We start from the raw sequence: 22,325 nt of genomic DNA on the forward strand, positions 1-22,325 counted from the left end.
GGAGAAATCGCAGCGCATGGTCCTCAATAAGTTCCGGGAATGGCTCGAAGCACCGGCGGCGCAGGTCGCCGATCGCGGCGGCAAGCTGAACGTGTTGCGTGGCGCGGTAGCCCGGGTGACCACTCCCCTGCTGCCCGATGACTACCTACACCTGGCCAATCCGCTGTGGTCGGCGCGCGAGCTGCGCGGGCGCATCGTCGAGGTGCAGAAAGAGACCGCCGACTCGGCGACCCTGGTGATCAAGCCGGGCTGGGGCTTCGATTTCAAGTACCGCCCAGGGCAGTACATCGGCATCGGCATCCTGATCGACGGCCGCTGGAACTGGCGTTCCTACTCACTGACCTGCCCCCCGGACTGGACCGGCGAGGGCGGCAAGCGGCTCATCTCCATCGCGGTGAAGGCGATGCCGGAGGGCAAGCTGTCAAGCCACCTTGTCAACGGGGTGGCCGCGGGCACCATCGTGCGGCTGGCCGCACCGGCGGGCGGGTTCGTGCTGCCCGAGCCGCCGCCGACGAAGGTGCTGTTCCTCACCGCGGGCAGCGGTATCACCCCGGTGATGTCGATGCTGCGCACGATGGACCGCCGCGACGGCGTCAACGACGTGGTGCACGTCCATTCCGCGCCCACCGACGCCGATGTGATGTTCGGCGCCGAACTGCGCGCCCTGCACGACAAGCACCCCAGCTTCGTCTCCCACCTGCAACTCACCGACGAGCAGGGCCTGTTCTCCCTGGCCCGCCTCGACGAGCTCTACCCCGACTGGCGCGAGCGCGAGACCTGGGCCTGCGGACCGGCCCCGATGCTCGACGCGATCGAGAACCACTGGAAGAACGCGGGTGTGGCCGACAAGCTGAACATCGAACGCTTCGAGGTGGAGCGCTCCGCGATCGGCGAGGGCGGCACCGTGACGTTCGGTACCACCGGGCGCACCCTCACCGTCGACGGTGCGACCAGCCTGCTCGAAGCCGGTGAATCCGTCGGCGTGCAGTTGCCCTTCGGCTGCCGGATGGGCATCTGCCAGACCTGCGTGGTGACCATCTCCGCCGGACACGCCCGCGATCTGCGCAACGGCGACGAACGTCAACCCGGCGACAAGGTGCAAACCTGCATCTCCGCCGCCGCGGGCGACTGCACCCTGGACATCTAGCGCCGCCTGCCGGAGCGACCAACGGGTACCCTCGGAGCTATGCGTCGGTCATAACCCGTGACCAACGGTCATCTCTGCGGCCCCTGACGTCGATCGATTCCGACGGGCGCGACCTAGGACCACTCACAGGAGGACCCCCGGTGGCCATCACCGATATCCAGGCCTTCGCCCATCTGACGGCGGCCGACATCGACACACTGGGGAAAGAACTCGATTCGATCCGCCGATCGGTGGAGACCTCCCGCGGCGAACACGACGCCAAGTACATCCGGCGCACCATCGCGGCTCAGCGCGCACTCGAGGTGGCCGGGCGCGCGGTGCTGTTCGGCAGCCGTAACCGCTGGGCCTGGCTCGGCGGTACCGCGATGCTCTCGGTCGCCAAGATCATCGAGAACATGGAGCTCGGCCACAATGTGAGCCACGGCCAGTGGGATTGGATGAACGATCCCGAGATCCACTCCACCAGCTGGGAGTGGGACATGACGGGCCCGTCGGCGCAGTGGCGGCGCGCGCACAACTATTCGCACCACACCTACACCAACGTCCTCGGCAAGGACGAGGATCTGGGTTTCGGCATTCTGCGGATGACCCGCGACGAGGCGTGGCGCCCCGTCCATCTGGCCCAGCCCGCCGCCAATCTGCTGCTGGCCGCGACCTTCGAGTGGGGTATCGCACTGCACGATCTCGGCATCGAGAAGGAGCTGGCCGGGATCGCGCCCGGCGCGAAGACCTCGCCGCCCGATATCGAGTTCTACCGTAAGTCGGCCCGTCAGGTCGCCAAGGATTTCGTGCTCTACCCAGCACTGACCGGCCCGGCCTGGAAGTCGACGCTCAAGGCGAACGCCACCGCCAATCTGGTGCGCAATCTCTGGTCCTACGCCGTGATCTTCTGCGGGCATTTCCCCGACGGCGCGCAGAAGTTCACCTCCGAACAGCTCGACGGGGAAACCCAGGGCGAGTGGTACCTGCGCCAGATGCTGGGCAGCGCCAACTTCAAGGCCGGTCCGGTGATGGCCTTCATGAGCGGCAACCTCTGCTACCAGATCGAGCACCACCTGTTCCCCGACCTGCCGAGCAACCGGTATTCGGAGGTGGCGGTACGGGTGCGCGAGCTGTGCGACAAGTACGACCTGCCCTACACCACCGGCTCGCTGGGCAAGCAGTACCTGCTGGCCTTCCGCACCATCCACAAGCTGGCGCTGCCGGACCGTTTCCTCAAGCGCACCGCCGACGATGCTCCCGAGACGTCTTCGGAGCGTAAGTTCGCCGGCATCTCACTGCCCGACAGCCTGCGGGTAGATCCGGAGACCGGTAGGCGTTTCGGCCTGCGTTCGGCGCTGCACGATGCGAAGGTCGCGCTCGAGATCAAGGCGCGGCACGAGAAGGAAGTGCTGCGCGAGGCGAAGACGGCGCTCAAGGCGCGAGCACGGCAGGAGAAGCTGGCCTTGCGCGAGGCCAAGCGGGCGCTCGGCGAACGCGCCGTGCGCGAACGGGGTGTGCTGCGCGACAAAGCAGCTCGCCGAATGGCTCGCCACGCCTGATAACATTTACATCTCGATTACGCAATAGGACTTATCACACATTTCGTCCTGAAAATCGCCAACCTACGCTCTCGTAACTTACGGTACTGTAGCCGCCATGGCGATCTCGGATGTCAAGGAATACGCGCACCTCACCGCAGCGGATGTCGAAGCTCTAGGTGCGGAGTTCGACGCGATCCGCCGAGAGATCGAATCCTCGCGCGGAGCGGCCGACGCGCGCTATATCCGCAATGTCATCCGGCTACAGCGCGCCCTCGAGATCAGCGGCCGCACGGTGCTGTTCGCCAGCTTCCTGCCTCCGGCCTGGCTGGCCGGGGTGGCCCTGCTCGGCACCGCCAAGATCATCGAGAACATGGAGATCGGGCACAACGTCTTGCACGGGCAGTGGGACTGGATGAACGATCCGGAAATCCATTCCACCTCGTGGGAATGGGACAACGCAGGCCCCTCCGAGCACTGGAAGATCACCCACAACTTCCTGCACCACAAGTACACCAACGTGCTCGGCATGGACGACGACATCGGCTACGGCCTGCTTCGCGTCACCCGCGACCAGCGCTGGAAGCCGTTCTACCTCGGCAACCCGGTCTACAACCTGCTGCTGCAGATGTTCTTCGAATACGGCATCGCGATCCAGCATCTCGAGCTCGGCAAAGTCGCGATGAGCAAGTGGGAAAAGGACTCCGCCGAATGGCAGAAGTTCGACGCCGACCGCAAGGTGGTGCTGAAGAAGGTCGGCAAGCAGGCCGCCAAGGATTACCTGGTCTTCCCGCTGCTCACCGGGCCCGCCTTCCTGAGCACACTGACCGCGAACCTCGCCGCGAATGTCGTGCGCAACGTGTGGACCAACGCGGTCATCTTCTGCGGCCACTTCCCCGACGGCGCCGAGAAGTTCACCAAGGCCGATATCGTGGGCGAAACCAAGGGTGAGTGGTATCTGCGCCAGATGCTGGGCAGCGCCAATATCAACAGCGGTAAGGTCCTGGACTTCATGACCGGCAACCTCAGTCATCAGATCGAACATCACCTGTTCCCCGACCTGCCGAGCAACCGGTACGCCGCCATCGCGGTGCGGGTGCGCGAACTGGCCGACAAGTACGACCTGCCCTACACCACCGGTTCGATGCCGGCACAGTACTTCAAGTCGTGGCGCACCATCCTCAAGCTCTCGCTGCCGAACAAGTACCTGCGCCACACCACCGACGACGCGCCGGAGACCAAGTCCGAGCGCCTGTTCGCCGGCAACACCACCACCACGATCGACCCGGCGACCGGGCGCCGGCAGGGCCTGCGCACCGCGCTGGCCGCCGGTCGTAAGCTGGCCCGCCGAACGGTGGCCTGAGGCGGCTACGGTTGTATGGTCGGCGTGAGTGCCGACCAACTGAGCGTCTACGACGCGATCCGTCTGCGTCGTGATGTGCGCGCCGAATACACCGGCGAGCCCGTCGACGACGACACCCTGTTGCGGATCCTCGACGCCGCGCATCGCGCGCCCAGCGTCGGGAACTCGCAGCCGTGGGATTTCGTCGTGGTTCGCCAGGCCGAGACGCTGCGCCGGTTCGCCGAGCATGTGGCGGACAAGCGGGTCGAGTTCCGTGCGTCGCTGCCTGCCGAGCGGGCGGCGACATTCGAGCCGATCAAGATCGACGGGATCCTCGAGAGCGGCACGGGTGTTGTTGTCACGCACGATAATTCGCGTGGCGGACCGCAGGTACTCGGTCGGGCGAGCGTGCCGGAGACCGGCGTGTACTCGACCGTGCTCGCCATTCAGAACCTGTGGCTCGCGGCGACCGCGGAGCAGGTGGGGGTGGGCTGGGTGTCGTTCTACGATCCGGAATTCCTGCGCGAACTCGTCGGCCTGCCCGCCGGAATCGAGCCGGTGGCCTGGCTGTGTGTCGGGCCGGTGAGCGCATTCCAGCAGGTGCCGGATCTGGAACGTTTCGGATGGCGGACGGGACGGTCGCTGACCGAGGCCGTGCATCACGAAACCTTCGGCGGCTGAACAAGATCCGGACACCCGCCGAAAGCGGATGCCCGGATCGGTCATGGCTCTAGGCCAGCTTGATCAGGCCGTAGTCGAAGGCGTGTCTGCGATAGACGACCGACGGACGGTCGGTCTCTTTGTCGTGAAACAGGAAGAAGTCGTGGCCGACCAATTCCATCTGATAGAGGGCGTCGTCCACCGACATCGGTGTCGCGGTGTGCACCTTGGTGCGCACGATGTGGCCAGGGCCGGACTCGTCGAGTGCCTCGTCGTGGTCGTGGGCAGCGGAACCGTCCGGCTGGGCGAACAGCGACTCGTCGACCAGCGTGGCAGTGGCCTGCGCGACCGAGACCGGCGTCTTGTCGCCGTAGTGCACGACGCGCCGCTTGTCCTTGGACCGGCGCAGTCTGCTCTCGATCTTCTGGGTGGCCGATTCGAGCGCGGCATAGAAGCTGTCGGCGCACGCTTCGGCGCGCACGATCGGTCCACGGCCGCGCGCGGTGATCTCCACGCGCTGACAGGCCTTGCGTTGACGACGATTGCGTTCGTGGAACAGTTCCACATCGAAGAGGAAGATCGACGGGTCGAAGCGCTCTAACCGAGACAGCTTCTCCGCGACGTAGATTCGATAGTGGTCAGGGATTTCGACGTTGCGACCGGAGACCACCACTTCGGCGTTCGGGGTCTCCATATCGATCGTCTCGGTGGCACCGTTCTGTAGTGCCGTGGGTTCAGCATCTTGCACTGATGCCCGTGAAGAAGTCGTCACGCGTACCTCCCGGATATGGCCGCACAACTACGAACGTAGGGCGGCGGGATTGAGCTGTGCCGATCGGGAATCGCCCGGCACCTGTATCCGCGGCACCACCTCCCAGACTTGGTTCGGTGTGTGCTCGCGACGCTAGTCCGCCATCGGCAAGTCCGCCACTGTTCACGCGAACTTTCCTCCGTCAAGCCGCGCAGGTCACCAAAACCGCCCGCGGAACTATGCCGATTCGGCTAAGAACGCGTGTCGATTCACAGGCGGTGGCACCGGTGGTCAGCACATCGTCGACCAGCACTACCTGCGCTTTCGCACCGATAGCGACCCACTCGGCCGGATCGGCGACGGTCATGATCTTGCCGCGCAGATTGTGGGTGCGCTCATGCTGCGTCAAGCCCACCGAATCCCGTACACCGCGACCCATCCGCAGCAACGGCGCGGTTCGGCAATCGATCAGCGATCGTGCCGCGACCACGGCCGAGCGTGCCACGGGATCACCACCACGGCGACGGGCCGCCGCGGATCTGGTCGGTGCGGGCACGAGCAGGAGTGGGCGGTCGGGGGCGCGCAAGCGGGCCAAGCCGTGGGCCAGTGCCAGCCCGAGTGGGCCGGCGAGGTCGCGTCGGCCCTGTTCCTTGGCCGCCAGCACCGCCCGCCCGCCCACGCCGGTGTAGGGCCCGAGCGCCCAGCACGGCACACCGGGATCGGCGCGCGGCCGCACCCGGACGGGACCGCGGCCGAGCTCAGCGGCGCACTCGGCGCACCAATTCTCGCCCGGCGAACCGCAGCCGCCGCACCGGTCGGGCAGGATCAGATCCAGCAGCGCCTTCATAGCGAGCGAGTATGGCAGTGCGCACTGACATGCTTCGTCGCTCTACGAGCGTTGTTCTCGGCGCGCCTGGCGCCGATGGACTGACCGAAGGGTGCGACGAAGGAGTGCCCGTAGGGAGGGAAGAGGTGGAGTTAAGCGCCGAGAACCGCGGCGCCAGCCGCAAATAGACACAGAGAACTGCGGCACCAGCCGCCAATAATTCAGCTCGGCAGGACCGGCACAACCTGTTCTCCGGTCAATCCGGGTACCTCGCGCCAGAAACGGTCATTGCGGGTCGGATCGGCGGTCTGTAGCTGCAGGACGGCCCGGGAATCGGCCACGTACTGCGTGGCCGGGGCTGCCGTCACCACTCGAACCGGCGGGGTGAGGTTCTGCGAGGTCACCGCGTTGAATTGGGAGCCGTCGATGGAGACGGTGAAGACCGGATCAACATTGCCTTCGCGGGCGACCATGATGGTGTCACCGGTGACCCAGCTCAGTGAGACCGCGCGCGAGCTCAGGCCCAACGCCAGCGGCAGCGGCGAGGTGAGCGCGTACTTGCCGTCGGGACGCCGTTCGACCACCGCGACGTAGACCTTGCCGTCGGCGATCAGCGCCGCACGTACGCCGGTGCGCGAGATCACCACCTCGCTGATCGGCGGCCGCGGGGCGCCGGTGCCCTCCAACAGGGCTGCGATGTCGACGTCCTCGGTGGAGACGTTGCCGGTGGCGCGATCGGTGACCGCCCGGATGACTCGCTCACCGTCGATCACCGTCCAGGCCGCGCCGCCGTCGCTGGTCCAGGACGGACGAGCGATGCTGGCGCCCTCGGCGACCGCGAACGCCTTGGCGCCGTAGTTGCCGATGAGCAGGGTGCGGGCGGGTTCGGGCGCCGGTTTTCCGGAGTCGGCGACCGCGGCGACGAACTGACCGTCGGCCGAAATGCCGATCGACTGCAGGTTGGTCGCCTCGCCGAAGGAACCGCTCGGCGTGACGATGCCGTCCGGGGTGACCTGAACCAGCGTCCCGTTGCGCAGGGCGTGCAGGCCGATCCGGTTCTGGCCGGGCGCCGAGGCGCTGTACTGGTCGACATCGGCCACCGACCACCCGTTGGCGTACCGGTCGTCGAGCGGTTTACCGTCGGCGAGCAGCACGTACGGACCGAGGATGTCGGCGCCGGACAGCGTGAGCACCACCTGCGCCGCGAGGAGTTCGCGCTCGCGCTGGCCGAGTGCGCCGAGGCCGGCGAAGTCGATGCGCACTCCACCGATACCGATCCCGACATCGCCCGGTTCGTTGTTGGCCTTGGTGATCGGACCGCGCAGCGAAACCGGCTGCGCCAACGGGTTGCGCACCACCGGGGCGATCGCGGATTGCGGGCCTTCGGCGAGCATGCTGATCAGTCGCTCGGTGAGCTGGGCGCGCGGTACCGAGATCCAACGCGGATCCGGGACGACCAGCGAATTGCTCGGGTCGATGTAGTGCAGGAGATAGCGGTGATAGGACTTGACGAAGGCATCGTTGTCCATCACGACGCCCGGCGGTAGCTCGGTGATCCGCCACTCGCCGTCGATCTTGCTCATCTCGATCTTGTTCTCGAGGGTGCCCTCGGTGGCGCGATAGCCGCCGTCGCCGGCGAGCTCACCGACTTTGCGGGCACGCAGCACGTAGCTGGCCTTGTCGCCCGAGCGTGACTCGCGCAGGGTGTCGGGGCGGTCGTCGACGATGGTGGTGCTCGCCTCGTCGTTCCAGGCGGCGGCCGTCTCCGGTGCCATGTATTGGCGGGCGGCGGCGTGCCTGTTGGTGGGATCGGCGCTGGCGGTGAGGAAATCGCCGAGCAACAGGTCGGGGTCGCGGCCGGAGATCGGCGGGGTCGGTCCTTCCGAGGTGGGGGCGCGGTTGATCGTGCCGAGTGCCTGGGGTGCGGAGGACTCCGGCAAACTGGCGCAACCGGTGAGCACCATCAGGCCGGCCAGAACCGCCGCGACCAGTGCGGCGCCGTGCCGATCCCGACGATCACCACTAGTCATGACTTCCCGTCTCCGGTTTCGGTGGGCATCGACTCGTCGGCGTCGGCTGTGACGGGGTCGCGGCCGTTGGTCGTCGGGTGCGCGCCCGCGGCGGGCGGTTCGATGCCGGGCTCGTCCGCCGATGGGTCCTGCGGTTCGACGGCCCCCGGCTCCACAGCCGTCGGGTCGTCGACAGCCGGATCGACAGCCGTCGGCTCGTCGATCGTCGGCTCGGCACCACTCGATGCGTCCTTCGCCGGCGCGGTCGGCTCGGCGGGTTCGGCTTCGATGATCGTCGGCTCGGGTTCGACTTCCGGCAGTGCGGGGACCTTGCGCAGCATCGGTTCCAGCGCGAGCGGGCTCTGACCGAGCTTGCGACCGCGCACCATCGGGAGCAGCAGCCGGAAGCTCGCGCCGACGCCCGGATCGCCCCACGCTTCGAGCCTGCCCTCGTGCAGATTCGCGTCCTCGACGCTGATCGACAAGCCGAGCCCGGTGCCACCGGAGCGACGCACGCGCGACGGGTCCGAGCGCCAGAACCGGTTGAACACCAGCTTCTCCTCGCCCGGCCGCAGCCCGACGCCCTGGTCGCGCACCACCGTCGCGACGGCATTGGCCTCAGCGTCGCCGCGCATCCGGATCAGCACCGGCTTGCCCTCGGAATGGTCGATCGCGTTGGCGAGCAGGTTGCGCAGCACGCGCTCGACGCGGCGCGGGTCGACCTCGGCGACCACCGGCTCCTCCGGCAGGTCGATCACCACCTCGATCTCGGCGTCGCGGGCCAGGTGGCGCACCGTGGAGATCGCGGCACGCGCGCACATCCGCACATCCAGCGATTCGACCTGCAGTTCGGCCACACCCGCGTCGTGACGGGAGATCTCGAGCAGGTCGTTGAGCAGGCCCTCGAACCGGTCGAGCTCGTTGACCAGCAGTTCGGAGCTGCGGGCAAGAGCGGGATCGAGATCGTCGCTGGAGCCGTGGATGAGGTCGGCGGCCATGCGCACCGTGGTGAGCGGGGTGCGCAGTTCGTGGCTCACGTCGGAGGTGAAGCGGCGCTGCAGATTGCCGAATTCCTCGAGCTGGGTGATCTGGTTGGACAGGCTCTCGGCCATCTCGTTGAACGCCTGTGCCAGCCGCGCCATGTCGTCCTCGCCGCGCACCAACATGCGTTCTTTGAGTCTGCCGTCGGCGAATCGGCCCGCGATCCGCGCCGCCGACCGGATCGGCAGCACCACCTGCCTGGTGACGAGTGCGGTGATCGCGGCGAGCAACACCAGCAGGACCACCCCACCGATGAGCATAGTGCCGCGCATCAGCGACAGGCTCGATTCCTCGCTGGCCAGCGGGAAGATCAGGTAGATCTCCAGGGTCGCGACTTCGGCGCTCGGGCTGCCGATAACCAGCGCGCGCCCGCGGTAGCCGTCGGGGTCGGCGACGGTGGTGAACTGGTAGGAGACCTGGTTGCGCTGGACGAACCGGCGCAGTTCCTGCGGGACCTCCGAGATCGAGCTGGTGGCGATCTCGTGCGGCGGTGTCCCGCCGACCATCGCCAACGCCGAGTCGAAACTACCCGCCGCGCCGCTGGACTGACCGGTGCCACCACGGCTGGACAGCGCGGCTCGCGCGTCTTCGAGTTGCTGCTCTTGGCTGTTGCCGGATTGGACGCCCGACATCTTGTTCTCGATCGTGCTGCGGGCACGATCCATTTCCTCGACAGCCGCGTTGATCTTGGCTTCGAGGAGCCGGTCGGTGATCTGACCGGTCAGCACGACCCCGAGGATCGTGATCACGATGAGCGACAGGGTCAACGTCGAAACGATGACTCGCAGCTGCAACGACCGGCGCCACAGATGGCCGAGTGCGGTCCCGACGGCCTGGAACCAGGCCATGATCGGGCTCGCCCACCGCCGCAGCTGCGCCACTGGACCAGTGGTCACAGCGGCGCCCCGCAGTGACCGATCACGGCGGTCCGGCCTTGTAACCGACACCGCGCACGGTCAAGACGATCTCCGGGTTCTCCGGGTCCTTCTCGACCTTGGCGCGCAGTCGCTGCACGTGCACGTTCACCAGACGGGTGTCGGCGGCGTGCCGGTAACCCCACACCTGCTCGAGCAGTACCTCGCGGGTGAACACCTGACGAGGCTTGCGCGCGAGCGCGACCAGCAGGTCGAACTCCAGCGGGGTGAGCGAGATCTGCCCCGGGCCGCGAGTCACCTTGTGCGCGGGCACGTCGATGACGATATCGGCGATCGAGAGCAGCTCGGCGGGCTCGTCCTCGGTGCGGCGCAGGCGCGCTCGTACCCGGGCGACGAGTTCCTTCGGCTTGAACGGTTTGACGATGTAGTCGTCGGCGCCGGACTCCAGGCCGAGGACCACATCGACCGTGTCGGTCTTGGCGGTGAGCATGACGATCGGAACGCCGGAATCGGCCCGCAGCACCCGGCATACGTCGATGCCGTTCATGCCGGGCAGCATCAGGTCGAGCAGAACCAGATCGGGGCGGATCTCCCGCACCGCTGACAGGGCCTGCGTGCCGTCGCCCACCACATGCGGGTCGAACCCTTCCCCGCGCAAGACGATGGTCAGCATCTCAGCGAGTGCCATATCGTCGTCGACGACCAGAATCTTGGGCTTCATAGTCCTATGTTGTCATCTTCATGGCCAGGATCGGGCCGCCACGCCATTAATGGTGTGAACCCGTCGCGTATCCAACCTTATCCGGAAAAGATTTCCGAGCAGAGGGTGAGTAATGCAGGCCTATCGTCATCGGATCGGTATGTCCACCACCGGCCGAACCAGTCGCGGTCGGCGAGTTCACGATAGACCTCGCCGGTGCGCTGCTGTAGACCGCCATCCCGTTCGTAGGCATCGAGGGCCCGCGCGTCGTCGAGTTCGCCACGGCGACGGGCACGTTCGGCCGCCACCTCGGTGGGCACGTCGAGCAGCACGGTGAGATCCGGCGCCGGCAATGCGAGCCTGCCGAACTCCAGATCGCCCACCCACGAGACGATTTCACCATCGGCGTCCTGGTGTGCCCGCGCCGCCGAGTAGGCGGCGTTGGAAGCCGCCCAGCGGTCGAGGATCACGATGTCGTTGCCGCTCAACAGGTCCGATAGTTCCGCGGTTGCGCCGGCCCGGTCGAGCGCGAACATGATCGCCATCGCGTTGATCGACCCGCCAAGGTCGCCATTGCCCCCACGCAGCGCTTCCGCCGCCAGATCGGCATGGATCGAGTGCCCGTATTGCGGAAACGCCAGGCTGTCCGCCCGTAACCCCTTGGCGGACAATTCGGCGATCAGCCCATCGATCAGCGTGCGTTTGCCCGCCCCGTCGAGACCCTCCACCGCGATCAGTACGCCCATGCGGTGAGATTACCGCGCCGGTACGCGCGTCTTCACCGGTGGCGCGGTGCCCCGAGTTCTTCGGTCTGGCGCAGCCGTCGGCGCGACGACAAGGTGAGCGCAGCTCACTCTCACCGCACAGCGACCGAATGGACCAGCCCATGAACACACGCAGACTGACCATCGCGGCAGGCGCCTTCGCCGCCGCAGCAGCGCTGACCTGCGGTCCCGCGACCGCCACCCCGACGCCACCGGCTCCGATACCCGTCGCGGATTCGGGCAGCGCCGCTCAGAGCTTCATCGACGGACTCCTGCGCGCCATCCGCTGCGGATCATCGACCACGTGCGGCACCTACCCCACCGCGGTGGCCGACACCGCCACCGGTTCCGACGCCACCGCACCGCTGTTCAACGAGCTGGTCATGAGCGGCTCCGGTCAAGGCGTCGTCACCGGCAGCAATGCCATCACCAGCGGGACGGCGCAGAGCCCCGCGCTGCCCGGCGTGCTGTGTTCCCTGGCGACCATGTCGGGCCTGTCACCGCAGAACATCTTCTGCACCGGCTATCAGAACGGCTGAGGATCCCCGCGGAGCACTGGACGCACCCGTTGATATTTCGCTGTTCCCCCTCCTGCCGAGAGTGTGAAGTGTTCTCATTTCAGTACTGAATTTCCGGCCTCACGTGCCGGCTCGGACCAGGAGTCACCATGCGCAACCGCACCACCCTCCGCGCCGTCGTCGCCGCCGCGGCCCTCGGCCTCACCCTCGCGGGCACCGGCGTCGCCGCCGCGGCACCCGAAGCGGCCCCGATCCGCCACGACCGCCCCGGCCTACTCGCCGGCTCCGCCTCGGCCGGGTCGGCAGCGGCGGGTTCAGCAGCGCGCGGTTCCGCGGATCTTGCCATCTGCCTGCTGCTGGAAGTCGCTATCCCACTGCCGGTTTGCCTGCTGCTCAGCTGATACTCCCGGACACGACGACACTGGCCCGCCGACCGGATGGTCGACGGGCCAGTAGTCATGCGGAGATCAGTAGCGGTAGTGGTCGGGCTTGTACGGGCCTTCCACGTCCACGTTGATGTACTCGGCCTGATCCTTGGTGAGCTTGGTCAGGGTGCCACCGAGGGCTTCGACGTGGATCTTGGCGACCTTCTCGTCGAGGTGCTTGGGCAGGCGGTAGACCTCGTTGTCGTATTCCTGCGGCTTGGTCCACAGTTCGATCTGCGCGATCACCTGGTTGGAGAAGCTGTTCGACATCACGAACGACGGGTGGCCGGTCGCGTTGCCCAGGTTCAGCAGTCGACCCTCCGACAGCAGGATGATCGCCTTGCCCGAATCGAAGGTCCACTCGTCGACCTGCGGCTTGATGTTGATCCGGGACGCGCCCGAACGCTCGAGCGCCGCGATGTCGATCTCGTTGTCGAAGTGGCCGATATTGCCCAGGATCGAGTGATCCTTCATCGCCTTCATGTGCTCGAGGGTGATGATGTCCTTGTTACCGGTCGAGGTGATGACGATGTCGGCATCGCCGATCGCCTGCTCGACGGTGACCACGTCATAGCCGTCCATCAGCGCCTGCAGCGCGTTGATCGGGTCGATCTCGGTGACCTGCACACGCGCGCCCTGGCCCGCGAGCGACTCCGCGCAGCCCTTGCCGACGTCGCCGTAACCGCAGATCAGCACCTTCTTGCCGCCGATGAGCACATCGGTGCCGCGGTTGATGCCGTCGATCAGTGAGTGGCGGGTGCCGTACTTGTTGTCGAACTTGGACTTGGTGACCGAGTCGTTGACATTGATCGCCGGGAACACCAGCTCACCCGCGGCGGCGAACTGGTACAGCCGCAGCACGCCGGTGGTGGTCTCCTCGGTGACACCCTTGACCGACTCGGCGATGACGCTCCACTTGGTCTTGTCGGCCTCGAGGCTCTCACGCAGCAGGTCGAGGAACACCGTGTACTCGGCGGAGTGATCGGCGTCGGCGGGCGGGACCACACCGGCCTTCTCGAACTGCGCACCGCGCAGCACGAGCATGGTCGCGTCGCCACCGTCGTCGAGGATCATGTTGGCCGGCTCGCCGGGCCAGGTGAGCATCTGCTCGGCGGCCCACCAGTACTCCTCCAGTGTCTCGCCCTTCCAGGCGAAGACGGGGATGCCGGCGGGCTCGTCTTCGGTGCCGTTCGGGCCGACCACGATCGCGGCGGCGGCGTGATCCTGGGTGGAGAAGATGTTGCAGGAGGCCCAGCGCACCTCGGCGCCGAGGGCAACGAGGGTTTCGATCAGGACGGCGGTCTGCACCGTCATGTGCAGCGATCCGGAGATTCGCGCACCCTTGAGCGGGGCGACGTCGTGGTATTCACGACGCAGCGCCATCAGGCCCGGCATCTCGTGCTCGGCGAGGCGGATCTCCTTGCGGCCGAATTCGGCCAGCGAGAGGTCTGCCACCTTGTAGTCGATGCCGTTACGGACGTCAGGGGTGAGCTCGGTGCGCGCGGGGAGTTCTGAGGTCGTCACGTTGGCTAGGTTACCGTCTGGGGCCGCGCGAGTTCCCGGCTCCGTCGAGGTGGAGTCTCAGGCCGCCGCACGGTATCGGGCCAGCAACCGTCGCGGCTTCTCGGGCGCGACGTTGGCCAGGCTCAGGTCACCGCCGTAATGGGCCGCGACCTTGGGGTCCATCACCGCACGCCACAGCGGCGGGACGGCGGCCAGCAGGATCATGGTGGCGTACCCGGCGGGCAGCTGCGGCGCATCTTCGGTGCTGCGCAAGGTCTGATAGCGCCGACCGGGGTTGGCGTGGTGGTCGCTGTGGCGCTGCAGATGGAACAGGAAGATGTTGGTGACCAGGCGATCGGAGTTCCAGCTGTCGCGCGGGGAGCACCGTTCGTAGCGGCCGTTGGGCTTGCGCGCGCGCAACAGCCCATAGTGCTCGACGTAGTTGACGGTCTCGAGCAGCGCGAAGCCGATCACGGCCTGGATGACCAGCCACGGCAGGATAGCCGGGCCGAAGACCAGCGTCAGCGAACCGAACAGCACCGCCGTCATCGCCCAGGCCTGCAGGATGTTGTTCTCGATACTCCACCAGCCGCGACCCTGCCGGTACAGGCGCGCGCGCTCGAGTTGCACGGCCGAGGCGAACCCGCCGATCACGCTGCGCGGCAAGAACTCCCACAGCGATTCACCCATCCGGGCGCTGGCCGGATCCTCGGGGGTGGCCACGCGTGCGTGGTGTCCGCGATTGTGCTCGACGAAGAAGTGGCCGTACCCCGATTGGGCCAGCGCGATCTTCGACAGCAATTTTTCAGCACTCTCCACCCGGTGACCCAATTCGTGGGCGGCGTTGATGCCGATGCCGCTGACGAAGCCGACCGTGGCGGCCAATCCGAGCTTGTCGACGAGGGCCAGCTCGGGGCTTGTCCACATGAAGCAGGCCACGGCGAGGCTGATCAGCTGGATCGGCAGGAACAGGTAGGTGCACCACCGGTAGTACCGGTCGGCCGACAGCGCCGCGTAGTCCTCGTCGCGGGGATTGTTGCCGTCTTCACCGACGATCCAGTCCAGCACGGGAATGGCGATCAGGACGATGACAGGTCCGATCCACCAGAACACTTCAGCCTTGGTATGGAACACCAGCTGGGAGGGCAACAGCGCGCACGCCGGGGCGATCAGCCCTAATGCCCAGAGATACCGTTTGGGATCACGAAAACCCCCCGGTTTGCCAACCGTTTGCACACCCGCTCCGCTGTAAAAAGACTAATCGTCGACCGATGTGAATACTGACAGACCGTAGACGCGTTACACACCGGCAGATCATCAAACGTGGTGATGGTTACACCGGAGCGAATTCAGGCTAGTGACTTCTCTCAGTGATCCACTTCACCCGAGGGGACGCATATGCCTCGTACCTGCACAATTGCCTCGACATACGGGCTGAGCAGGGCGCTCATCTCGGCCGGGGCGTCGCGTTCCGGCACGGGCGGATTCGGGATGTAGCTCAGCGCGATGCGGACCAGCGCGTGCGCGATCACATCGGCCTCGGCGTGCGTCGCGTCCACCCAGCTGTGCATGAAAACCTCGGTCAGGCGTGCGGTAGCGTGCTCGAGCAGCGGGGCCGCGTCGAGGGTGATCAACCGCAGCAGGTCCGGCTTCATCTCCCCGCTCAGCAGCGAACGGACCAGCGGGTCGCCCGCGGCGGAGAGAAAGAACCCGGTCATCCCGACCCGGATCGCCGCGCGCGCGTCACCGATGTTGGCGTCGAGCGCCTCACGCACATGGTCGACGAGGTCGTCGGCCAGGCGCAGCGCGTAGGCCTGCGAGAGCCCTGAGCGCGAACCGAACTCGTTGTAGAGCGTCTGCCTGCTCACCCCGGCCCTTGCCGCGACGTCACCGAGCGTGACTTTGGACCAGTCACGCTCGGTGAGCAGTTCGCGCATCCCGTCCAGGACCGAATTGCGCAGCAGTTCGCGCGCGGCCTCCTGGTACGGGATGCGCGAACCTGTGCGCGGAGTGCCCGCGACGCTCACGAACGTTCGATCTCGACCATGAAGAAGTCGGACTTGCGGGCACCGCAGTCCGGACAGGTCCAGTCGTCGGCGATGTCGTCCCAGCGAGTGCCGGGCGCGATGCCGTCGTCAGGCCACCCCTGGGCCTCGTCGTACTCGAAACCGCACTGTGCGCACTGGTACAGCTTGTAGTCGGTCACAGCGATTCTCCTACCGCCTCGAAGTCGATCTTTTCCCGCACCCCACAGTCCGGACAGCACCAGTCGTCAGGAACGGCAGTCCACAGTGTGCCAGGCGGAAATCCTTCGCGTGGCGCGCCTTTGGCTTCATCGAAGACAAAATCACACACCGGACATTTGTAGGCACTCATGACCCGACCTCGGTTCCGTACTTTTCCAGCACCTGCGCGCGGCGCTTGGGTTCGATATTGGCGCGGGTGACGTCCCCGCCGTAGTGCGCGAGCACGCGCTTGTCCATCACCTTGCGCCAGATCGGCGGGAAGTAGCCGAGCAGGATCATGCTGGCGTAGCCGCTCGGCAGGTTCGGCGCACCGTCCCAGCTGCGCAGTGTCTGGTAGCGACGGGTCGGATACGCGTGATGGTCGCTGTGTCGCTGCAGGTGGTAGAGGAAGATGTTGGTGACGATGTGGTCGCTGTTCCAGCTGTGCGCGGGCGCCGGTCGTTCGTAGCGTCCGCTCGCGGTCTTCTGCCGGACCAGGCCGTAGTGCTCGAGATAGTTCACCGACTCGAGCAGGCTGAAACCGATCACGGCCTGCAGGATCAGGTACGGCAGCACCTCGATGCCGAACACCGCGATCAATCCGAGCCACAACACCACCGACATCGCCCAGGCATTGAGCACATCGTTGCGCAGCGTCCACGGACCCTTGTCGAGCCGACCCAGACGTTGCTGCTCGAGGTGCCAGGCCGAGCGCAGGCTGCCCCAGACCGTGCGCGGCCAGAAGGCCCAGAACGACTCACCGATGCGCGAACTCGCCGGGTCCTCCGGGGTGGCGACCCGCACGTGGTGACCACGGTTGTGCTCGATGTAGAAGTGCCCGTAGAACGACTGGGCCAGCGCGATGCGCGCGAGCCAGCGTTCCAGTTCGACCTTCTTGTGACCGAGTTCGTGGGCGGTGTTGATGCCGATGCCGCCGATCATGCCCACGCTGATCGCGATGCCGATCTTGTCGACCACGTTGGCGCCGCCGGAGAAGCCGAGCCAGTGCAGGTTCGGCGCGGTGATGATGTAGCAGGCGAAGATCAGCGAGGCGTACTGGAACGGCAGGTACAGGTAGGTGAGGTAGCGGTAGTACTTGTCGTTCTCCAGGTACTCCATCACCTCGTCGGGCGGGTTGTCGCCGTCGGGCCCGAAGAACAGGTCCGCCAGCGGGATCACGATGTACACCAGCACCGGACCGAGCCAGAACGGCACTTCGGCGAGGCGATGCCAGCCGAGCTGATTGAGGCCCCAGATCAGGGGGATCGCGATCGTGAACAGGCCGGTCGGGGCGAACAACCCCCACAGCCACAGATATCGCTTGGAATCTCGCCACTGCGGCGGCGCGATCCGCTGCTCGGACGCTCCTGCATCGGTCGACATCATCGTCTCCATCCCGAGGCACATCTCACACCTGTGATGTGCGTAACTCTCTGTCACAGACGATAGGTGCGCAGATGTTCGATGTCTAGACAAATTTCGCAATTTGTAAAGTCGAGATGGTCGAATAACGAAAGCGACGACCGCGCCCATCCGGACGCGGTCGTCGTCGTTACAGGTCAGAGACCTTTTCAGGGGCCTTTACATCACCCTTCTGACCGAAGCAGAACGTCGGCGCCCGCCGGTAGCCCATCGACCGGCCACCACCGCAGATCGGTCGATTCTGAGCTGCGGACCGGCACCGCGCCCGGAGGTGCCACGAGCTCGAAGAGCAGGTCGAGGTGCCGTGTCGGCACACCGAGCGAGCAGGTGATCGGGTGCGCCTGCACGCCGTAGAGACCCGGCGTGAGGGTCAGGTCGGGAATGCCGGATTCCTCCACCGCCTCCCGCAGCGCCGCGTCCGGCACGGTCTTGTCATCGGGTTCGCAGTGACCACCCAGCTGGATCCAGCGACCGACGCGCGGGTGCAGGGTGAGCAGGATGTCGCGCCGGTCATGGGACAACACGATGGCCGATGCGGTGATGTGGCCGGGGGCGTGTGCGCGCAGGCAGCCACGCGGCGCCGAGCCGAGGAAGGCCAGAATCGCTTCGCGCAGTGAGCGATCCGCGTTCGTGTCCGGCTCCCACTCGGTGAGCAATCCGGTTGCCGAGGCGTGCAGCGATTCCGCGCTCATCGGAGCAGCTCCGTCATCGCGGCGTGCGGCACCGCGCCGGGCTCCGGCTGTGCGGCAGGTGCCGGCTCCGTGGTCGCGGCACGCAGCTCCGACGCGGCGGCGCGCGACTGCGCGGTCACAGCTCCACCAGCCCAGCGCCGGGCGAGCTGACGGCGCGCGGGACAGGCTCTTCCAGTGGATGACCGATTGCGATGGCGCCCAACGGCATCCAATCCTCGCCGAGGCCGAGGACCCCGCGGACGATCTCGGGCGCGAAGATGGTCGAGCCGATCCAGCAGCTGCCGAGGCCATCGGCGGCCAGCGCGACCAGCAGGCCCTGCACCGCCGCGCCGACTGCCACGGTGAACATCGTCTGCTCAGCGGCCTGGCGACGAGCGTCGGGGTAGTCATGTGCGCCGTCGGGCACGCAGAACGGGATGATCACCTCCGGTGCGTCGAAAAGGATGCGACCGCGCGCGATTCGACGCTGCACGCGTTCGGGGGCGAGCCCGTCGGCGGTGAGGTCGGCGCTCCACTTCTCGGCCATGGCCTCGAGCAACCGCGCCCGCAGGGTCGCCTCGCGCAGCCAGACGAAGCGCACCGGGCGGGTGTGGTGCGGCGCGGGGGCGGTGAGGCCGACCGCGACGGCGGCGCGGATCCGTTCCGGGTCGACGGCTTCGCCGGTGAACGCGCGCACCGAACGACGCAGCGGCACAGCCTCTTTGCGACCCTGCTCGAGCGCCTCGGCGGTGCCGAGCCAGAACAGGTCGTCGACGCCGCCGCGCAGCAGCGCCGCCGCGGTCGATCCGTCGTCGTCGGTGTCGAGCCCGCGCACCACCGCCACCGGGACTCCGCCGAGCTTGCCCTTGACCAGATCGGCGGCCGCGGCGAGTTCATCGGCGATGGCCACCAGCGTGACGTGCAGTTCGTTGCCCTGCCCGTCGACAGCGCCGTCGTAGTCGTGCAGCACCCGCAATCCGGCCGACCCGATGGCCGCGTCGATCTGCCCGTTGCGCCAGGCGCGACCCATGGTGTCGGTGATGACAACGGCCACGTCGACACCGAGCCGCGCAGCGAGCGCGGTGCGCAGGGCTTTCGCGCTGCCATCGGGATCGATAGGCAGCAGCACCAATTCACCCTCGGCCACATTGGAGCCGTCGACCCCGGAGGCCGCCTGCACGATGCCGAGCCGGTTCTCGGTGATGAGGGTGCGGCCCTTGCGCGCGAGCACCCGGACGGCCTCGTCCTCGACGAGCTTGCGCCGAGCGGTGTCGCGCTCCTCGGGGTCGATCGGCGCGACGACGATGCGCCCCTCGGCCTTCGACACGATCTTGCTGGTGACCACGAGGATGTCGCCGTCGGCGAGCCAGGGCGCTTGTGCCGCAAGATGTTCGGCGATGTCGTCACCCGGCCGGAACTCCGGCAGGCCGGTCACCGGAAGGATCCGCAGCTCGTCGGCGGCATGGTCGGGCAACGCACCGCCGCCGTTCGCCGGCCGGATCGAGGGGGCCGCCTCGTGTGCGCTCATGCCTTCACTCCCGCCAATTCCAGTGCGGCGCGCGCCATTTCAGCGGTCGCTTCGGGGTCGCTCATCAACAGCGGTACGCTGCGCACCTCGACGCCGGGAACATCCGCGGAGTCGGTGGAGTGCACCAGCCACCCGTCGAGAATGCCGGTGGCCGAGCGGGCGCCGTAGTGGCGACCGATGGCCTCCGCGGTGGACTCGACGCCGATCGCCGCGAGGCACTCATCGGCCATGCCGCGCAACGGCTTTCCATCGATCACCGGCGAGAGCCCGATCACCTTGGCTTCGCTGGTGCGCAGCGCACCCCGGATCCCGGGCACGGCGAGGATCGCGCCGATGCTCACCACGGGGTTCGACGGGGCCAGCAACACGGCGTCAGCGGTGCCTATGATTTCGGTCACATTCGGCGCCGGAGCGGCTTGCTCAGCGCCGATCGAGGCAAATCCGTGGGTCGGGAGGGCCGCGCGATACCGCACCCACCATTCCTGAAAGTGGATCGCGCGACGTTCGCCAGCATTGTCGGGATCACTGACCACCACGTGGGTTTCACAGCGATCGTCGGTAGCCGGGATCAGCTGCACGCCCGGTTGCCACCGATTGCACAGCGCTTCGGTGACCGCGGACAGCGGATATCCGGCGCGCAGCATTTCGGTGCGAATGAGATGGGTGGCGATATCGCGATCGCCGAGGCCGAACCAATCGGGCTGGGCGTTGTATTTCGCCAGCTCCTCTTTCGCGTGCCAGGTTTCGTCGGCGTGGCCCCAGCCACGCTCGGTATCGATGCCACCACCGAGGGTGTACATGCAGGTGTCGAGGTCGGGACAGATGCGAAGGCCATGCATCCAGACGTCGTCGCCGACGTTGACGATGGCGGAGATGTCGGCTTCGGGCAGCAGCTGCCGGACGCCTTGGAGGAACCGGGCACCGCCGACGCCGCCGACGAGAACGGCGATCTTGGGCTCGCGCACCGCGTGTTGTGCAGTCACAGGGTCACAGCCTAGTGAGTGGCGGTTGCCGGTTGGTTCCGCGCCGAAGTCCAGTGAATTTGCTGATCGTTAGCCACAGCACATAACAAGATCAACACGAAAGGCGGGTGCGGAGTGTAACGGAAGGGTGACGGCGGGTTGACCACCGGCAAGTGCGGCGTGTCTAATCACAGACATGTCATTCCGGTCACCGCGAGAGGGCATAGCGCGGGGGCGTTTGCGAGAAGGTTCCAGCTCGCCGAAACGGACACAGCGCGAGGTCGTAGCGCGGTGGACGTTCACGAGAGTTTCGATCTCGCCGGAAGGCAGGCTTGGGGAAGCCCGCGAGACTACGTCGCGGTGTTGGGCCGTCGGAGTTCTCATCGGACCGACGGAAAGAATCATTCTGCGCTAACACATAGTGAGGAGGCGGAACGATGACCGAAGATCTGGTCTCGCCGACCGATTCCACAGCAGGCGCAGCTCACGCTGTCTGCGCTGACATGAGCTGGCAGGAACCGGACGTGGTAAGCGAAGTCGCGGCTCCCCGGCTGAGTCTGGTCGTCACGGGCTTCGACGAGATGTTCGAGTCGATCGAGGAGCAGTGGCAGGAACGTGCCCTCTGCGCTCAGACCGACCCCGAGGCGTTCTTCCCCGAGAAGGGCGGCTCGACGCGTGAGGCCAAGCGAATCTGCTTGGGCTGTGAAGTACGTGACCAGTGCCTGGAATACGCACTGGCACATGATGAACGCTTCGGAATCTGGGGCGGTCTCTCGGAACGAGAGCGTCGCAGGCTGAAGCGCGGAATCGGTTAAGTGACTGTTCGAAAGTAGACTCTCTCCAGGCCTGGCCCGGAGCCACGCAGGCGCAGTACGTCGGTGTCTCCGGGCGAACGCCCTTGTTGATCTTCACGGTGCAGGCGAGAGAGGTGAAAGACCCATGGCACGTTCCCGGCGTCATTCCCCGGCACCCACCGCTCGTTCGGTGACCCGCCGCGGCCGCGGTGTCCGTGGCCCCATGCTCCCGCCGACGGTGCCCGCGTGGCGCACCAGGGGCCAGAAATTCGATCGGCTCGTGCTCGAGGCGTTCGCTCCGCTCGATACCCGCTGGCACGATCGACTCACCAAGCTCGATATCGCCGTCGACGATGTCCCGAAAATCCGTCCGCTGCATCCTGATTCGGTCACCTGGCCGGACGAGGTCGTCGCCGACGGACCGGTGCCACTGTCGCGGCTCATCCCCGCGGGCGTCGACCGCCACGGTGCGGCCACCCGCGCCAGGGTGGTGTTGTTCCGCAAGCCGCTGGAATTGCGCGCCGCAGATCCCGACGATCTGGTCGAGTTGCTCCGCGAGGTACTCGTCCAGCAGATCGCAACTTACCTCGGCGTAGACCCCGATCTTATCGATCCGGAGCCCGAATAAAGGCGTGTCCGTAT

At 66.6% G+C, this 22,325-nt stretch carries 24 protein-coding genes; 8 read left to right on the forward strand and 16 right to left on the reverse strand.

All coding sequences use genetic code 11. The features are described 5' to 3' along the window. Positions 1–16 precede the first annotated feature (16 nt). The 4 genes from ACFWO8_RS00630 to bluB all read left to right on the forward strand — a co-directional run bounded on the left by ACFWO8_RS00630 (position 17) and on the right by bluB (position 4,690). Entirely contained in the window at positions 17–1,147 is a 1,131-nt protein-coding gene (locus tag ACFWO8_RS00630) for a ferredoxin reductase (protein ID WP_378940377.1), read from the forward strand. 140 nt (positions 1,148–1,287) lie between these two features. After that, positions 1,288–2,688 (forward strand): fatty acid desaturase family protein, encoded by a 1,401-nt coding sequence (locus tag ACFWO8_RS00635; protein WP_378940379.1) that lies wholly within the window; start codon positions 1,288–1,290, stop codon positions 2,686–2,688. Positions 2,689–2,785: 97 nt separating this feature from the next. Beyond that, positions 2,786–4,030: a fatty acid desaturase family protein gene (locus ACFWO8_RS00640; RefSeq protein WP_378940381.1), complete on the forward strand. Its 1,245-nt coding sequence runs from the start codon at positions 2,786–2,788 to the stop codon at positions 4,028–4,030. Between the two features lie 15 nt (positions 4,031–4,045). Beyond that, positions 4,046–4,690 carry a 5,6-dimethylbenzimidazole synthase gene (gene bluB, locus ACFWO8_RS00645; protein ID WP_378940383.1) on the forward strand — a complete coding sequence of 215 codons (645 nt, stop codon included), beginning with the start codon at positions 4,046–4,048 and terminating at the stop codon, positions 4,688–4,690. 49 nt (positions 4,691–4,739) lie between these two features. Here the strand turns inward: bluB and hpf are convergent, their stop codons facing one another. The 6 genes from hpf to ACFWO8_RS00675 all read right to left on the reverse strand — a co-directional run bounded on the left by hpf (position 4,740) and on the right by ACFWO8_RS00675 (position 11,617). Beyond that, positions 4,740–5,441, reverse strand: a complete 702-nt coding sequence (gene hpf / locus ACFWO8_RS00650) for a ribosome hibernation-promoting factor, HPF/YfiA family (RefSeq protein ID WP_378940385.1) — start codon at positions 5,439–5,441, stop codon at positions 4,740–4,742. A 181-nt stretch (positions 5,442–5,622) separates the two neighbouring features. Then, complete coding sequence (locus tag ACFWO8_RS00655) at positions 5,623–6,267, reverse strand: ComF family protein (RefSeq protein ID WP_378940387.1); 645 nt, start codon at positions 6,265–6,267, stop codon at positions 5,623–5,625. A gap of 200 nt (positions 6,268–6,467) precedes the next feature. After that, entirely contained in the window at positions 6,468–8,276 is a 1,809-nt protein-coding gene (gene lpqB / locus ACFWO8_RS00660) for an MtrAB system accessory lipoprotein LpqB (RefSeq protein ID WP_378940389.1), read from the reverse strand. Then, positions 8,273–10,144 (reverse strand): MtrAB system histidine kinase MtrB, encoded by a 1,872-nt coding sequence (mtrB, locus tag ACFWO8_RS00665; protein ID WP_378942985.1) that lies wholly within the window; start codon positions 10,142–10,144, stop codon positions 8,273–8,275. The genes lpqB and mtrB overlap by 4 nt, the downstream gene beginning before the upstream one ends. A gap of 70 nt (positions 10,145–10,214) precedes the next feature. Beyond that, positions 10,215–10,892: an MtrAB system response regulator MtrA gene (gene mtrA / locus ACFWO8_RS00670; protein ID WP_056813049.1), complete on the reverse strand. Its 678-nt coding sequence runs from the start codon at positions 10,890–10,892 to the stop codon at positions 10,215–10,217. Positions 10,893–10,969: 77 nt separating this feature from the next. Next, positions 10,970–11,617 carry a dTMP kinase gene (locus ACFWO8_RS00675; RefSeq protein WP_378940391.1) on the reverse strand — a complete coding sequence of 216 codons (648 nt, stop codon included), beginning with the start codon at positions 11,615–11,617 and terminating at the stop codon, positions 10,970–10,972. A gap of 140 nt (positions 11,618–11,757) precedes the next feature. Here ACFWO8_RS00675 and ACFWO8_RS00680 point away from each other — a divergent pair, with 140 nt between their 5' ends. Further along, positions 11,758–12,174, forward strand: a complete 417-nt coding sequence (locus ACFWO8_RS00680; RefSeq protein WP_378940393.1) for a hypothetical protein — start codon at positions 11,758–11,760, stop codon at positions 12,172–12,174. 128 nt (positions 12,175–12,302) lie between these two features. Beyond that, complete coding sequence (locus ACFWO8_RS00685; protein ID WP_378940395.1) at positions 12,303–12,554, forward strand: hypothetical protein; 252 nt, start codon at positions 12,303–12,305, stop codon at positions 12,552–12,554. A 66-nt stretch (positions 12,555–12,620) separates the two neighbouring features. Here ACFWO8_RS00685 and ahcY read toward each other — a convergent pair whose 3' ends face one another. The 10 genes from ahcY to cofD form a co-directional block, all read right to left on the reverse strand. Next, positions 12,621–14,102, reverse strand: a complete 1,482-nt coding sequence (ahcY, locus tag ACFWO8_RS00690) for an adenosylhomocysteinase (protein WP_378940396.1) — start codon at positions 14,100–14,102, stop codon at positions 12,621–12,623. A gap of 57 nt (positions 14,103–14,159) precedes the next feature. After that, the gene (locus ACFWO8_RS00695) at positions 14,160–15,317 is read right to left on the reverse strand and encodes an alkane 1-monooxygenase (RefSeq protein WP_378940397.1); all 1,158 of its coding nucleotides are present in this window, start codon (positions 15,315–15,317) and stop codon (positions 14,160–14,162) included. 131 nt (positions 15,318–15,448) lie between these two features. Continuing rightward, on the reverse strand, positions 15,449–16,108 hold the full coding sequence (locus ACFWO8_RS00700; protein WP_378940398.1) for a TetR family transcriptional regulator: 660 nt from the start codon (positions 16,106–16,108) through the stop codon (positions 15,449–15,451). Further along, positions 16,105–16,287 carry a rubredoxin gene (locus tag ACFWO8_RS00705; RefSeq protein ID WP_266292625.1) on the reverse strand — a complete coding sequence of 61 codons (183 nt, stop codon included), beginning with the start codon at positions 16,285–16,287 and terminating at the stop codon, positions 16,105–16,107. The genes ACFWO8_RS00700 and ACFWO8_RS00705 overlap by 4 nt, the downstream gene beginning before the upstream one ends. Beyond that, a complete protein-coding gene (locus ACFWO8_RS00710) occupies positions 16,284–16,457 on the reverse strand; it encodes a rubredoxin (protein WP_358183913.1) in 174 nt (57 codons plus the stop codon). Before ACFWO8_RS00710 ends, ACFWO8_RS00705 begins: the two co-directional genes overlap by 4 nt. After that, positions 16,454–17,692 (reverse strand): alkane 1-monooxygenase, encoded by a 1,239-nt coding sequence (locus ACFWO8_RS00715; RefSeq protein WP_378940399.1) that lies wholly within the window; start codon positions 17,690–17,692, stop codon positions 16,454–16,456. Before ACFWO8_RS00715 ends, ACFWO8_RS00710 begins: the two co-directional genes overlap by 4 nt. A gap of 200 nt (positions 17,693–17,892) precedes the next feature. Further along, on the reverse strand, positions 17,893–18,420 hold the full coding sequence (locus ACFWO8_RS00720) for an NUDIX hydrolase (RefSeq protein WP_378940400.1): 528 nt from the start codon (positions 18,418–18,420) through the stop codon (positions 17,893–17,895). Then, positions 18,417–18,539, reverse strand: coding sequence for a hypothetical protein (locus ACFWO8_RS00725; protein WP_378940401.1), 123 nt, complete (start codon positions 18,537–18,539; stop codon positions 18,417–18,419). Before ACFWO8_RS00725 ends, ACFWO8_RS00720 begins: the two co-directional genes overlap by 4 nt. Next, positions 18,536–19,927 carry a coenzyme F420-0:L-glutamate ligase gene (locus ACFWO8_RS00730; RefSeq protein WP_378940402.1) on the reverse strand — a complete coding sequence of 464 codons (1,392 nt, stop codon included), beginning with the start codon at positions 19,925–19,927 and terminating at the stop codon, positions 18,536–18,538. Before ACFWO8_RS00730 ends, ACFWO8_RS00725 begins: the two co-directional genes overlap by 4 nt. Beyond that, positions 19,924–20,910 carry a 2-phospho-L-lactate transferase gene (cofD, locus tag ACFWO8_RS00735; protein WP_378940403.1) on the reverse strand — a complete coding sequence of 329 codons (987 nt, stop codon included), beginning with the start codon at positions 20,908–20,910 and terminating at the stop codon, positions 19,924–19,926. Before cofD ends, ACFWO8_RS00730 begins: the two co-directional genes overlap by 4 nt. A gap of 560 nt (positions 20,911–21,470) precedes the next feature. On the opposite strand from cofD, the gene ACFWO8_RS00740 reads away from it, so the two are divergent. Both ACFWO8_RS00740 and ACFWO8_RS00745 read left to right on the forward strand, forming a co-directional pair. Further along, complete coding sequence (locus tag ACFWO8_RS00740; protein ID WP_133733920.1) at positions 21,471–21,704, forward strand: WhiB family transcriptional regulator; 234 nt, start codon at positions 21,471–21,473, stop codon at positions 21,702–21,704. 124 nt (positions 21,705–21,828) lie between these two features. Further along, positions 21,829–22,311 (forward strand): metallopeptidase family protein, encoded by a 483-nt coding sequence (locus ACFWO8_RS00745; RefSeq protein WP_194826429.1) that lies wholly within the window; start codon positions 21,829–21,831, stop codon positions 22,309–22,311. The last annotated feature ends 14 nt before the right edge of the window (positions 22,312–22,325 follow it).

This window comes from Nocardia sp. NPDC058480 (assembly GCF_042720495.1).
In the GTDB taxonomy this organism is placed as follows: domain Bacteria; phylum Actinomycetota; class Actinomycetes; order Mycobacteriales; family Mycobacteriaceae; genus Nocardia.

Excerpts from the sequence above, each read along its gene's own strand:
- ACFWO8_RS00685 (WP_378940395.1), top strand. The coding sequence starts at position 12,303 with ATGCGCAACCGCACCACCCTCCGCGCCGTCGTCGCCGCCGCGGCCCTC.
- ACFWO8_RS00715 (WP_378940399.1), bottom strand. The coding sequence starts at position 17,692 with ATGATGTCGACCGATGCAGGAGCGTCCGAGCAGCGGATCGCGCCGCCG.
- mtrA (WP_056813049.1), bottom strand. The coding sequence starts at position 10,892 with ATGAAGCCCAAGATTCTGGTCGTCGACGACGATATGGCACTCGCTGAG.
- ACFWO8_RS00710 (WP_358183913.1), bottom strand. The coding sequence starts at position 16,457 with ATGAGTGCCTACAAATGTCCGGTGTGTGATTTTGTCTTCGATGAAGCC.
- ACFWO8_RS00630 (WP_378940377.1), top strand. The coding sequence starts at position 17 with ATGGTCCTCAATAAGTTCCGGGAATGGCTCGAAGCACCGGCGGCGCAG.
- ACFWO8_RS00680 (WP_378940393.1), top strand. The coding sequence starts at position 11,758 with ATGAACACACGCAGACTGACCATCGCGGCAGGCGCCTTCGCCGCCGCA.
- bluB (WP_378940383.1), top strand. The coding sequence starts at position 4,046 with ATGGTCGGCGTGAGTGCCGACCAACTGAGCGTCTACGACGCGATCCGT.
- ACFWO8_RS00740 (WP_133733920.1), top strand. The coding sequence starts at position 21,471 with ATGTTCGAGTCGATCGAGGAGCAGTGGCAGGAACGTGCCCTCTGCGCT.
- ACFWO8_RS00730 (WP_378940402.1), bottom strand. The coding sequence starts at position 19,927 with ATGAGCGCACACGAGGCGGCCCCCTCGATCCGGCCGGCGAACGGCGGC.
- ACFWO8_RS00720 (WP_378940400.1), bottom strand. The coding sequence starts at position 18,420 with ATGAGCGCGGAATCGCTGCACGCCTCGGCAACCGGATTGCTCACCGAG.
- mtrB (WP_378942985.1), bottom strand. The coding sequence starts at position 10,144 with ATGGCCTGGTTCCAGGCCGTCGGGACCGCACTCGGCCATCTGTGGCGC.
- ACFWO8_RS00745 (WP_194826429.1), top strand. The coding sequence starts at position 21,829 with ATGGCACGTTCCCGGCGTCATTCCCCGGCACCCACCGCTCGTTCGGTG.
- ACFWO8_RS00655 (WP_378940387.1), bottom strand. The coding sequence starts at position 6,267 with ATGAAGGCGCTGCTGGATCTGATCCTGCCCGACCGGTGCGGCGGCTGC.
- lpqB (WP_378940389.1), bottom strand. The coding sequence starts at position 8,276 with ATGACTAGTGGTGATCGTCGGGATCGGCACGGCGCCGCACTGGTCGCG.
- ACFWO8_RS00675 (WP_378940391.1), bottom strand. The coding sequence starts at position 11,617 with ATGGGCGTACTGATCGCGGTGGAGGGTCTCGACGGGGCGGGCAAACGC.
- ACFWO8_RS00640 (WP_378940381.1), top strand. The coding sequence starts at position 2,786 with ATGGCGATCTCGGATGTCAAGGAATACGCGCACCTCACCGCAGCGGAT.